The sequence below is a fragment of the Pararhodobacter zhoushanensis genome, from assembly GCF_003990445.1.
Taxonomy (GTDB): domain Bacteria; phylum Pseudomonadota; class Alphaproteobacteria; order Rhodobacterales; family Rhodobacteraceae; genus Pararhodobacter; species Pararhodobacter zhoushanensis.
In genome coordinates, this window is the sequence record NZ_REEZ01000004.1 from 356639 (window position 1) to 368621 (window position 11983).

The 11983-nt window shown below is 65.6% G+C and carries 9 protein-coding genes; 1 reads left to right on the top strand and 8 read right to left on the bottom strand.

The window, feature by feature from the left end:
• The first annotated feature begins 35 nt into the window (after nt 1–35).
• Entirely contained in the window at nt 36–1412 is a 1377-nt protein-coding gene (locus EAE28_RS12500) for an aminomethyltransferase family protein (RefSeq protein WP_127106689.1), read from the top strand.
• A gap of 136 nt (nt 1413–1548) precedes the next feature.
• On the opposite strand, the gene EAE28_RS12505 is transcribed toward EAE28_RS12500, so the two are convergent.
• The 8 genes from EAE28_RS12505 to EAE28_RS12540 are packed head-to-tail and all read right to left on the bottom strand — an operon-like array spanning nt 1549 to nt 11683.
• Nucleotides 1549–2994: an aldehyde dehydrogenase gene (locus EAE28_RS12505; protein WP_127106691.1), complete on the bottom strand. Its 1446-nt coding sequence runs from the start codon at nt 2992–2994 to the stop codon at nt 1549–1551.
• Nucleotides 2995–3030: 36 nt separating this feature from the next.
• Nucleotides 3031–4479: an NAD-dependent succinate-semialdehyde dehydrogenase gene (locus EAE28_RS12510; protein WP_127106693.1), complete on the bottom strand. Its 1449-nt coding sequence runs from the start codon at nt 4477–4479 to the stop codon at nt 3031–3033.
• A 9-nt stretch (nt 4480–4488) separates the two neighbouring features.
• Nucleotides 4489–5979 (bottom strand): aldehyde dehydrogenase family protein, encoded by a 1491-nt coding sequence (locus tag EAE28_RS12515; protein ID WP_127106695.1) that lies wholly within the window; start codon nt 5977–5979, stop codon nt 4489–4491.
• Nucleotides 5980–5988: 9 nt separating this feature from the next.
• Nucleotides 5989–6486 carry a DUF3237 domain-containing protein gene (locus tag EAE28_RS12520; RefSeq protein WP_127106697.1) on the bottom strand — a complete coding sequence of 166 codons (498 nt, stop codon included), beginning with the start codon at nt 6484–6486 and terminating at the stop codon, nt 5989–5991.
• Nucleotides 6483–8117: a GMC family oxidoreductase gene (locus EAE28_RS12525; protein WP_127106699.1), complete on the bottom strand. Its 1635-nt coding sequence runs from the start codon at nt 8115–8117 to the stop codon at nt 6483–6485. The genes EAE28_RS12520 and EAE28_RS12525 overlap by 4 nt, the downstream gene beginning before the upstream one ends.
• Nucleotides 8114–9586: a lignostilbene-alpha,beta-dioxygenase gene (locus tag EAE28_RS12530; protein WP_127106701.1), complete on the bottom strand. Its 1473-nt coding sequence runs from the start codon at nt 9584–9586 to the stop codon at nt 8114–8116. Before EAE28_RS12530 ends, EAE28_RS12525 begins: the two co-directional genes overlap by 4 nt.
• A gap of 57 nt (nt 9587–9643) precedes the next feature.
• A complete protein-coding gene (locus EAE28_RS12535; protein ID WP_127106703.1) occupies nt 9644–10102 on the bottom strand; it encodes a DUF3237 domain-containing protein in 459 nt (152 codons plus the stop codon).
• A gap of 54 nt (nt 10103–10156) precedes the next feature.
• Nucleotides 10157–11683, bottom strand: a complete 1527-nt coding sequence (locus EAE28_RS12540; protein WP_127106705.1) for an ABC transporter substrate-binding protein — start codon at nt 11681–11683, stop codon at nt 10157–10159.
• Nucleotides 11684–11983: the final 300 nt, after the last annotated feature.

Below are 11983 nucleotides of genomic sequence, written 5' to 3' on the forward strand. Positions count from 1 at the left end.
AAAGCCGCGCACCATCAGACACCAGGGAGGATCCGATGAACAAACCCCAAACCTTCGCCCCGGCGACGCTGCAAGACGCGCTCGACACCGCAGGCGGCGCGATCAACCTGCTGCGCTCGTCGCAGCTGGGCACCACGATCTTTCCGGGCATCCCGGCTGAATTCACCAACTGGCGCGACGAACAGCGCGCGTGGAAAGAAAGCGTCGCGCTGCTGGAGCAGACCTATCACATGACCGAAGTGCATGTGCGCGGGGCCGATGCGCTGGAGTTCATGTCGCGCCTGTCGACCAACCGGCACGACAATTTCACCACCATGCGCGCCAAGCAGGTGGTCATGTGCGGCCCCGACGGCCGGATGATCTCGGACGCGGTGGTGTTCCGTGAGGAAGACGATTTCATGCGCGTCGTCGGCCCGCCCACAGCGGCGAACTGGGTTGAGTTCAACGCAACCAAAACCGACCTGAACGTCACCTCCACCCGCGACGAGAATTTCATCCGCCCGCGCGCCCGGCGTGATGTGTTCCGCTTTCAGGTGCAGGGCCCCAACGCGCTGCCCCTGATGCAGGAAGTGACCGACGGCACGCTGCCGGACATCAAGTTCTTCCATATGGGTGCCTTCAAGATCGCTGGTCGCGATGTGCGCGCCGTGCGGCATGGCATGGCCGGAACGCCGGGTTTTGAGGTGTACGGCGACTGGGACGATCAGGCTGCGGTGCGTGAGGCGGTCGAGCGTGTCGGTGCGAAATACAAGCTGCGCAAGGCGGGCTCGGTCACCTATGGCACCGCCGCGCAGGAAAGCGGCTGGATGCCGCGCCCGCTGCCCGCGATCTATGAAACCGACGACATGGCCGAATATCGCGCCTGGATCCCGGCCCAGTCGTTCGAGGCCGCCGGATCGTTGGGCGGCAGCTATATCTCGGACAAGATCGCCGATTACTATGTCGAGCCGTATGAAGTGGGTTACGGCAATCTGGTGAACTTCGACCACGATTTCATCGGTCGGGCCGCGCTGGAAGAGCTGAAGCTGAACCAGAAGCGCCGCAAGATGACGCTGATCTGGAACAATGACGATGTGTTCCGCGTGCTGAAGAACTCGCTGCGCACCGACGGGCCGCGCACCAAGTTCATCTCGCTGCCGGTGCCGATGTATTCGTCGTTTCAGGCGGATCAGGTGCTCTCGAACGGCAAGCCGGTCGGTGTGTCGAACTGGATGTCGTACTCGTCGAACGCCGGTGCGGTTCTGTCGACGGCGCTGATGGACATTGAGCACGCCGTGGTCGGCAACGAGGTGACGCTGCTCTGGGGCGAGCCGAACAGCCGCCGCAGCACGGTCGAAGAGCACGAGCTGACCGAGATCCGCGCCACCATCGCGCCGGTGCCCTATTACGACAAGACGATCAAGAAAGACTGATCCGGCACGCCCCCCGGGTTGGCGGGGGAACACGTCAGACACGCGAAAGGGCGGCCTTTGGGCCGCCCTTTCTGCACCCGACTGGTGCCACCTGCAGGCAGGCCGCGCCGGGGCGCGACCTGCCGTTCACGTCCGATCAGATCGGGTAGTGCTGGTGCGGATCTTCGATGGTGATCCAGCGCATCTGGGTGAACTCGGTGATGCCGTCATTGCCGCCAAAACGCCCGTGACCCGAGGCTTTCACGCCACCAAAGGGCATCTGCGCCTCGTCCGAGACGGTCGGACCGTTGATGTGGCAGATGCCGCTCTCGACCCGCTCGGCCACCGCCATGGCGCGCTTCAGATCGCGCGAATGGACAGCCGAGGACAGCCCGTATTCGGTGTCATTGGCCACGCGCACCGCTTCGTCGTCGCCCTTGACGCGGATCACCGATTTGACCGGGCCAAAGCTTTCCTCGCGGTAGATGCGCATTTCCGAGGTCACGCCGTCGATGACACCAGCCGGAACGATCGCCCCGTCGCGCTTGCCACCGGCCAGCAGTTTGCCGCCCTTGGACACAGCGTCCGCGACCAGCGCGTCGATCTTTTCCGCCGCCCCTTGGGTGATCAGCGAGCCCAGCGCCACCTGACCGCGCGGGTTGCCGACCGGCAGGGCGGCGGCGCGTTCAGCCAGTTTGGCGACGAAGGCGTCGGCGATTTTCTCGTCAACGATGATCCGCTCGGTCGACATGCAGATCTGGCCCTGGTTCATGAACGAGCCGAACACCGCCGCGTTGACCGCGCCGTCCAGATCGGCGTCGTCCAGAACGATCAGCGGGGCCTTGCCGCCCAGTTCCAGCAGCACCGGTTTGAGGTTCTCACCAGCCAGACGGCCAATGATGCGGCCCACGCCGGTCGAGCCGGTGAAGTTCACATGCTTGACCGCGTCATGTTCGATCAGCGCGGCGACGAGGCCAGCGGCATCCTCGGGCGCGTTGGTGACGACGTTCAGCACGCCATCGGGCAGCCCGGCTTCGGCAAAGCAGGTGCCGATCAGCAGGTGCGTGGCCGGGCACATTTCCGAGGCTTTCAGGATCACCGAGTTGCCACAAGCCAGCGCAACCGCCACGGCGCGGACGCCCAGAATGACCGGCGCGTTCCAAGGGGCCATGCCCAGACAGATGCCATGCGGACGGCGCTGACCCATGGCCATGCAGCCGGGCTTGTCGGACGGGATGATTTCGCCCTTGATCTGCGTGGTGATCGAGGCCGCCTCGCGTAGGATGCCCGACGCGAACCAGACGTTGAACCCGCCCCACGGCCCGGTCGATCCGGTCTCGGCCGTCATCAGTTCGGTGAATTCAGCCGATTTCGACGCCAGAATATCAGCGGCGGCGTTCAGGATGCGGCGGCGCTCGTTCGGGCCGGTCTTGGACCAGACGTCAAAGCCTGCCTGCGCGGCGGCGATGATGGCGGGCACGTCGGCGGCGGTGGCGGCGGGCGCGGTGGTGGCAACGTCGCCGGTCACCGGATCGCGGCGATCAAACGTCTTGCCGCTGTCGGCACCCACGGATTTGCCCGCGATCAGCATGTCTATCTTCATGGTAGTCCTCCCTTTTGGGCCTGTTGGGGCCCGTTCTCAGTGTTGGTGAATGCTCTTGACCACCAGACAGGCGGCCAGTCCTTCGGGGCCATCCTCGGACCCGTGGCCCGAGTGTTTGACGCCCTGAAACGGCGCATCGGCATAGGCCATGCGCATCACGTTGATGCCGACCATCCCGGCCTCCAGCGCGGCCCCGATCCGGTTCGCCATGCGCCCGTTCTCGGTAAACGCATAGGCGGCCAAACCAAAGGGCAAACGGTTGGCTTGCTCGACGACCTCATCAAAGCTTTGAAACCGGGCGGCGGCGACCACCGGGCCGAACGGCTCTTCGTTCATGATCCGCGCGTCGAGCGACAGGTCAGTCAGGACGGTTGGCTGGAAGAAGTAACCCTGATTGCCGATCCGCTCACCCCCCGTCAGCACCCGCGCGCCGCGCGAGGTGGCGTCAGCCAGCAGGCCCTCGACCGCCTCAGGGCGGCGGGCATTGGCCATCGGGCCCATCTGTGTGGCCGGGTCCAGCCCGTCGCCGATCCGCATCGCCGCCAGCCGCTGGCTGAGGGCCGAGACGAAGCGGTCGTGGATGCCGTCCTGCACATAAAAGCGCGTCGGTGACACGCAGACCTGCCCGGCGTTGCGCGATTTCGCCATCGCCAGCAGATCGACGGTACGGTCGAAATCGCAATCGTCGAACACGATGACCGGCGCGTGGCCGCCCAGCTCCATCGTGGTGCGCAAGGCATTGTCAGCCGCCAGTTTCATCAGGTGCTTGCCGACCACGGTCGAGCCGGTGAAGCTGCATTTGCGGATGACGGGTGAGGCGAGCAGATGGCGCGAGACCTCATCGGGCACGCCGAACACCAGCTGACACACGCCGCGCGGAAGGCCCGCGTCGAGCAGCGCCTGCACCACGGCCATGGCGGATGCCGGGGCCTCCTCGGCCGGTTTCAGGATCACCGAGCAGCCCGCCGCGATGGGCGCGCCCAGCTTGCGGCCGGGGTTGTGGATGGGGAAGTTCCACGGCGCGAAGGCGGCGACGGGGCCGACCGGCTCTTTCATCACCAAGGACCGTTCACCATCCGGGCGCACCAGCACGCGGCCATAGATGCGCTTGGCTTCGGCGGCGTAGAAGTCGAACAGATCAGCGCAGCCGTGCAGCTCGATCTTGGTCTCCTGCAGGGTCTTGCCCTCTTCCAGCGTGGCGTTGCGGGCGATCATCTCACCCCGCTCACGCAGCAGGCGCGCGGCCCCGGTCAGCACGGCGGCGCGTTCCTCGGGCGTCGATTTGCGCCAGAGTTTGAAGCCCTTGTCGGCGGACTCCAAAGCGCGGTCCAGATCGGCGGCATTGGCCAGCGGCAGTTCGGCCAGCACCTGACCCGTGGCCGGGTGCCGCACCTCAAAGCTGCGGCGCCCCTCGGCGCCCAGCCATTCGCCGTCGATGTGCAGCTTGAGTTGCGGGTAATCCTGCGAACCGGTGATGGTTGTCATGGTCATTCCTCAGGTCAGCGCCACGGTGACGGTTTTCAACTCGGTATAGATTTCCAGCCCGGCGCGCCCGTTTTCACGCCCAAAGCCCGAGGCCTTGAAGCCGCCCAGCGGCAGCGCCGGATCGGGCGGGCCCGAGCCATTGATGCGCACGGTCCCGGCGCGCAGCCGGTTGGCCAGCTTGTGCGCGCGGGTGATGTCCTGGGTCCAGATGGCCGAGGACAGCCCGTACTGCGAATCGTTGCCGCGCGCTGCGATGGTGTCGAGATCGTCGTCACCAAAGCGCATCAGGCACAGGACCGGGCCGAAGATTTCCTCACGCGAGACGCTCAGATCGGCGCCGGGTTCGAGCAGGATCGTCGGCTCGATGAAATAGCCCGCGTCGCCCTTGGTGTTGCCACCGGCCAGCAGGCTGACGCCCGCCTCGCGCCCGGCCTCGATATAGCTGGCCACCCGGTCGCGCTGGCGGGCGCTGATCAGCGGGCCCATCTCGGTCGCCGGATCGGTGCCCGGCCCGACGCGCAAGGATTGCGCGCGGGCGGTCAGCCCCTCGGCCACGCGGTCAAAAACGCTGGTGTGGACGAACAGGCGCGAGCCGGCGGCGCAGACTTGCCCTGCATTGCCGAAGATGCCCATCGCGGCGGCGGGGATGGCGCGCTCAAGGTCCGCGTCGCCGAAGATGAAGGTGGGGGATTTGCCGCCAAGTTCCAGCGTGACGCGCTTCATCGTCGCCGCGCTCTCGCGCAGGATCTGCTGGCCGACGAGGGTGGAGCCGGTGAAGGAAATCTTGTCCACGCCGGGATGCGCAACCAGCGCGGCCCCGGCCTGATGGCCATAGCCGGTGACGATGTTGACCACACCCGCCGGAAAGCCTGCCTCAGCCACCAGCCGGGCGAGGCGCATGGCCGAGAGCGGCGCTTGCTCGGCGGGTTTCAGCACCACGGTGCAGCCAGCGGCCAGTGCGGCGGCCAGTTTGCCCACGGCCATGACCAGCGGGAAATTCCACGGGGTGATCGCGCCGACCACGCCGACGGCTTCACGCCGGGTGTAGCCCAGCCATTCACCGGGCCATGAGGGCGTGATCGTCTCGCCGCCCAGCTTGGTTGCCCAACCGGCGAAATAGCGCAGCATGCCGACCGCGCCCATCACGCCGCCCATCTTGGCCATCATCAGCGGCATGCCGTTATCGAGGCTCTCGGTCAGCGCCAGAGCGTCGGCATCGGCGGCGACCAGATCTGCCAGTTTCAGCAACATATCCTGCCGCCGTGCGGGGGGCAGGCCCGACCAGCGGCCATCGTCGAAGGCTTGGCGCGCGGCCTTCACCGCCGCGTCGATATCCGCCGCCTCACCGGCCGAGGCCTGCGAGAGCAGCGCGCCGGTGGCGGGGTCGAGGATGTCGATCAGCCCGTCGCCGCAGGGTGTGCGGAAATCGCCGTCGATGAACTGCTGCGCCGGGGCCTGTGCCAGAGCCGCGCGCAGGGGGATGGTGGGGTCTTGGGTCATCGGATCACCTCAGCGAATGGCGTAGTAGCGAAACAGCGAATGGTCGGGCGGGTCATTGGGATCGACCTGTGGGCGGCGCTGCGCGACGCCGACGATCACCGTGCGGTTGAGCCAGGCATGCGGGCCATTCTCGGGCGCGCGGAAATAGGGCGTGCAGCGGAAATAGGCGGGGACATCGGCGGGCTCGTCCGGCCCTTGCCCTTGTGTGCGCAGCGGGCGGTGTACGTAGCCCAGATTGCGGATGTAGATCAGCGCGCCGTCGTCGGCCTCGATCATGTAATGCGCGTTCAGCTCGACCACGTGATCGGCGCGCACCACGGGCCAGTCGGCCCCGGAATAATCGACCAGCTTGCCGTTCAGCAGCGGGCCGGTGATCACGCTGCCCTCGCCGACCGAGGTATAGCCCTGCACAGCACCGCCATAGATCGGCCCGGTGGACCAGCGGCGGTCAAAGTTGATCTGGATGTCGAAAGCATGCTCATAGGTGAGCGCCAAAGGATCGGTCATGCGTCTTCCATGTGTTGAGGGGCGGGGGCCGTGCGGCCCAGCAGCAGGTCGGCTGCCTTTTCCGCGATCATGATGGCCGGGGCCTGGGTGTTGCCACCGGGAATGTCGGGCATCGAGGCACAATCGGCCACCCGCAGCCCGTCGATACCGCGCACGCGCAACTCGGCGTCGAGCACAGCATCCGGCCCGGTGCCCATCGCGCAGGTCGAGGTCGGGTGCATCGCTGTGCGCACGGCGGCGCGGACGAAGCTGTCGATCTCGGCATCGGATTGCAGTGCGTCGGGGGGTAGGATGGCGCGGGTGACCATGCTGGCGGCGGGCTCGGTGGCGAAGAAATCGCGCACCAGCCGGACATAGCGGCGGAACGCGGCGCGGTCGGCCTCGGCTTGCAGAAGGTTGTACTGGATCAAGGGTTTGGCGGCGGGATCGTTCGAGGCGAGCTTGACCCAGCCCCGGCTTTCGGGATGCAAAAGCACGCTGGCGACCGAGAAGCGCGAACCGACAGAGGGGCGCAGGCCGGGCACCCAGACGTGGTTGTTCATCGCCAGCGGGCTGATCAGCAGTTGCAGGTCAGGCCGGTCGAGACCTTCGCGCGTGCGCACGAACCCTTGTAAACCGACCGGCAGTCCCCCGACGGGGCCCGAGCCATTCGCGGCCCAACGCAGGACCGAGCGGGCCATGCGGTCAAGCCGCAGCTCGCGGTCAAAGGTGAAATCGCCTGAGGCCTGATAGAAATGCGCGATCGAGGCGTGTTCCTGCAGGTTGCGGCCAACGCCGGGCAGGTCGTGCAGGGGTGTTATGCCCGCTGCTTGCAGTTCGTCCGCCGGGCCGATGCCGGACAGCATCAGGATTTGCGGCGAGCCGTAGGCACCGGCGCAGAGGACGACTTCGCGGGTGGCGGTGATCCGTTGGACCGCGCCGCCCGTCTGCACCTCGATCCCCACGGCGCGGCCCGCTTCGATCAGCACGCGGCTGACCAGCGCCTTGGAGAGAACCGTCAGGTTACCGCGCGCCATCGCCGGGCGCAGGAACCGCGCGGCGGTCGAGCCGCGACGGCCCTGATGCGTGTTGAATTCGGGCGTGGCGAAGCCTTCGTGCTGCGCGCCGTTGAAGTCATCGGTGAGCGCATAGCCCATCGCCTGCGCGGTCTGTTGCAGGCGAGGGTGGACGTAGGCGTCGGGCTGGTGCGCGGCCACGCTCAGTGGCCCGCCTGCCCCGTGGTGCGAGGACGCACCCGCCCAGTGGTTCTCGGACCGTTTGAAATACGGCAGCACGTCGTCAAACGACCAGCCGCGCAGGCCCTTTTGCGCCCAGCCATCGTAGTCGCTGGCCGCGCCGCGCGAATACATCATTCCGTTGATCGACGAGCACCCGCCGATCACCTTGCCGCGCGGCACGGGGATGCGGCGGTTGTCGGCGTAGGGTTCGGGCTGGGTTTCATAGCCCCAGCCCAGCGACGGCGTGTTCATCGCCTTGAACCACGCCAGCGGCATCGAGACGACCGGCGTGCGCTCGGACCCGCCCGCCTCGACCAGCAGCACCCGCAGTGCGGGGTCTTCGGACAGGCGGGCGGCGAGCACGCAGCCCGCCGACCCGGCACCGACAACGATGACATCGTAGCCGGTGGTCATGCGGCGGGGGCCTCGGGCAGCATCGACGATGGCACCCAGTTGCCGTGCAGCCCGCCGCGCAGACGCAGTTCCAGCGGCATGCGGGCGATGGGGCCTTCATCGACGCGCTGCGCATCGAACAGCACCAGATCCGAGCGATGCTCGGCTAGCATGTTCTCGATGGCGACCAGATAGCCGTCGCCCTCGTTGATGCTGCCGGGGCGCGGGATGAAGGCGGGTTCCTGCAGGGTCGAGGTCGGGCCGGTCCAGTAGCTTTTGGTCTCGCCGGTGGCGTGGTCCATGTGGCCCAGGACGTTGGTCATCAGGCCCGACATCGAGCGGCCATTGGGCAGCTCCAGCGGGCGCGCGAAATCCTGCGCCAGCATGTAGCCGTGGCGGTAGGGCATCGAGGCATAGCGGTCGTCGATGCGGGGGAATTCACCGATGAAATCGGACAACTGCACCATCGAATGGAACCCGTCCGACTTGCTGCCCAGATCCACGCACCAGCGAGTCATGCGGGCGGCGGATTCGGCGCGGTTGAACTCGGCCCCGTGCACATCGGGGAAGAAGGGAAAGCCGTTGTTCTTGGCCATCGGGACGTCGAAATAGACCTTCTCGCCGTCGTTGAAGGCATTCATCACATGGCTGGCAAAGCAGTTGGGGGCCTTGAACCAGCGCACGTCCTTGGCATCACCGCGACGCGGCAGGATGCCCAGATAGACCTCTTTGGTGGTATCAAAACCGAAATGCGGCAGCCCGGCTTCCAGACGCTCCCATGAGCTGACGATGGGGACGACGTGGAAACAGGCGTAATCCTCGGTCAGGCCAAAGTCGTGCATCATGCAGTAATAGGGCAGCTCGAACCAAACCTCGTGCTTGATTTTGTTCTGCGGGTCGATCTCATAGTAAACCATGTCGCGGGTGATCAGACCTTTGGCCGCATAGCCAAACGCGCACATATCGCCCGTGTTAGGGTCGAATTTAGGGTGGGCGGTGAAGGTCTGGCTGGTGATCTGGCCGCCCAGATCGCTGTAGCCCTCGGTCTCGAGTGTCCAGGGGTCCATCATCACCGGCGGGCTGTCTTCTTTCAGCGCCCAGAGCTTCTTGTTCTGCACGACGACGTTGGTGTTGGCAGTGCCGCGATACTCGCCCTTGACGCTTTCATCATCGGTCAGCGGGTTGCGGTAGGCGCCGAACAGGGCCTTGCCGGCCTCACGTTCCAGCTTGAACTTGTCGGTGCGCACGTAGCGTTGCTTGAAATCGACGCGCCCGTTCTTGAACCGGAAGGACGAGACCATGCCGTCGCCGTTGAACGGGATGTCGTTGCCCAGCCGGGGCGGAAATTGCGCATCGGGAGCGACGCGGAAAAAGATGCCGTCCAGATCGCTGGGAACCTCGCCGATGACCTCAAGATCCTTGACGTCGGCCTCCATGCGCGAGGGTTTGTTGAAGCCCTGAAAGCTGGGATGGTTGGGAAAAGCCTGCATGATCGTCTCGCTGTTCTGTGGGGTCAGGCCGCGCGCTGCGCGGGCCGCAAGGGGCGATCAGGTCACCCGGTAAAAACGCACCTTCACGCCGTCGCGATAGCGCGCGCCGGTGCAGACAAAGACGCTGCGGTTGAGCCAGTCGTAGCGGCCTTCGGGCGCGGTGAAGACGGGGGTGGTGCGGAAATAATATTCGGCCGGATCAACCTCTTGCCCCTGCATCATGCGTTGCATGACGGACGGCGGGCCGTGGCGAACGCCGCGATTGCGGCACTCGATGCGCACGCCGTCGTCGGTTTCCAGCAGGTACATCGCGTCGACTTCGGTCACGCCATCGGCGCGGATCAGCTGCCAGTCGAAGCCGCTGACCATATGGCCGCTGATGTCCGGGCCAACGAAGGGGCCGCCCGCATCAATCGGGATCACCTGCCGCCGCCCTGTGGGCACCGGACCGATAACCTGCGGCGGGCTGACGCCGCCGGTGGCTTCAAACACGAATTCCAGACCCGGTTCGTTCATTGCAGTTCCCCGTCAAGGCAAGGGGGCGCCGGGACAGGCCCGGCGCCCGCCAGATCAATCGTCGAGCGTCACTTCAGAGATCATCGCGCGGACCAGATGGCGCGGCGGCGGGTTATAGTGGACCCCGTCGCGCATGGCGTAGACGGCCATGTTGTTCCACAGCGAGATCTGCGGCACGTCGTCGTGCAGGATGCGCGTTGCCTCAACCACCAGCGGGCCGCGAACCTCGGGATCGACGGTCTGGACGGCCTGTGCCACCAGCGCGTCAAACGCCTCGTTCCGGTATTGCGAGAAGGGCGAGGCCGACCAATAGGTGAAGGCCAGCGCGATGGTCGGGTCGAAATATTCGGCCATCGGAGTGGGCGTGATGCCGACCCAATCCTCGGTCGTCGGGTTCGCTGTCGCGGCGCGCAGGCGGCCGACGAAATCGGGCACGTCCAGACTGGAGACCTGCGTATTGATGCCGACCTGTTGAAGATACAGCGCCACAGCCTCGGCCGTTTCGCGCAGGCCCGAGTTCTCGCCGTGCCACCAGATCAGCGGCATATCAAAGCCGTTGGGGTAACCTGCATCGGCCAGCAACTGCCGTGCCAGCGCCGGATCGTAGCTGTAGTTTTCAAGCGTCTCGTCATAGCCGACTTCGCCGGGCGCAAAGCGCGGGTGGCGGCCCGGAACGCCGTGGAACAGCCCTTCGACGATACCATCGGCATCAATCGCATGGGCAACCGCCAGCCGGACGCGCACGTCATGCCAGGGCACATCGGGGTTGTTGAGGGTAAATTGAACCGAAACCGTCGGTGTGACCGCGATTTGTGCGGTGGTGAAGCCGTCGGCTTCAAGGCGGTCGCGCTCCATGAACGGGACGTTCAGGATCAGGTCAGCCTCGCCAGCGCGCAGCATGGCCACGCGGGTGCTGTCCTCACCGGCGAACACGAAGCGCAGATGCTTCACGTCAGGCTCACCGCCCCAGTAGTCGGGGTTGGCCTCAAGGATCATTTCCTGCGCCGGGGTATAGCTGACAAAGCGGTAGGGGCCGGTGCCGTTGGGGTGCGAGACGAACTCGTCCTCACCCACGCGGTCGTAATAGGCCTTGGACACGATCGACAGGTTGCGCGGCGGCAGGAAGGTGACGTCCGCCGAGCTGAAGACCATGCGCACGGTCATGTCATCGACGCGCTCGATATGGTCGAAATTGCGCAGGCGCGACTGGTAGATGCGCGAGCGTTCCGCCGTGCGTTCGTGGCTGAAAATGATGTCGTCGGCGGTCAGCGGATCGCCGGAATGGAAGGTCACGCCTTCGCGCACACGCAGCGTCAGGATGCGGCCCTCGTCCGAGTATTCGAACGACAGGACGCCGGGCACCAGATTGCCCTGGGCATCCAGACCGACCATCGGCTCGATGATGTTTTCCAGAACCGGGCGCGAGATCACGGTGTTGACCGAAATCGTCGGGTCCAGCGTGTCGGGCTGGTGGTTGATCGCCACGACGAACATGTCGTCCGAGGCAAGAGCGGGGGCAAAGCTGGCGGCCGTGAGGCCAAGTGCCATCGCCACCGCAGAGGCGGTGCGTCTCACTGTCATGGTGTTCCTCCCATTCGCTGATCCCGCGACGCAAGGGTCTCCCGCCCCCTGTTTTGCCGCCGCAAGGGCCGGATCTCTGCGACGCGTTGCACCACAGACCGGCCTTATTCGTCATATGTCTGATGGATTAGTGAGTCAAGAAATGAATATACGGGACCCGTATTTGTTCCTTGCTGCGATCCAACGGCAGAAGCACCCCTTTGCCGCGCTGCAGCGCCGTTGCCTTCAAGGCCACAGGCGGTGACAAAGCGCCAGACTTGGGAGCTTTAGCCTTGCCATAGGGGGGCAAATCCGCCAATC

Coding starts and splice junctions, on each gene's coding strand:
- EAE28_RS12500 (WP_127106689.1), top strand. CDS start 36: ATGAACAAACCCCAAACCTTCGCCCCGGCGACGCTGCAAGACGCGCTC.
- EAE28_RS12505 (WP_127106691.1), bottom strand. CDS start 2,994: ATGAAGATAGACATGCTGATCGCGGGCAAATCCGTGGGTGCCGACAGC.
- EAE28_RS12510 (WP_127106693.1), bottom strand. CDS start 4,479: ATGACAACCATCACCGGTTCGCAGGATTACCCGCAACTCAAGCTGCAC.
- EAE28_RS12515 (WP_127106695.1), bottom strand. CDS start 5,979: ATGACCCAAGACCCCACCATCCCCCTGCGCGCGGCTCTGGCACAGGCC.
- EAE28_RS12520 (WP_127106697.1), bottom strand. CDS start 6,486: ATGACCGATCCTTTGGCGCTCACCTATGAGCATGCTTTCGACATCCAG.
- EAE28_RS12525 (WP_127106699.1), bottom strand. CDS start 8,117: ATGACCACCGGCTACGATGTCATCGTTGTCGGTGCCGGGTCGGCGGGC.
- EAE28_RS12530 (WP_127106701.1), bottom strand. CDS start 9,586: ATGCAGGCTTTTCCCAACCATCCCAGCTTTCAGGGCTTCAACAAACCC.
- EAE28_RS12535 (WP_127106703.1), bottom strand. CDS start 10,102: ATGAACGAACCGGGTCTGGAATTCGTGTTTGAAGCCACCGGCGGCGTC.
- EAE28_RS12540 (WP_127106705.1), bottom strand. CDS start 11,683: ATGACAGTGAGACGCACCGCCTCTGCGGTGGCGATGGCACTTGGCCTC.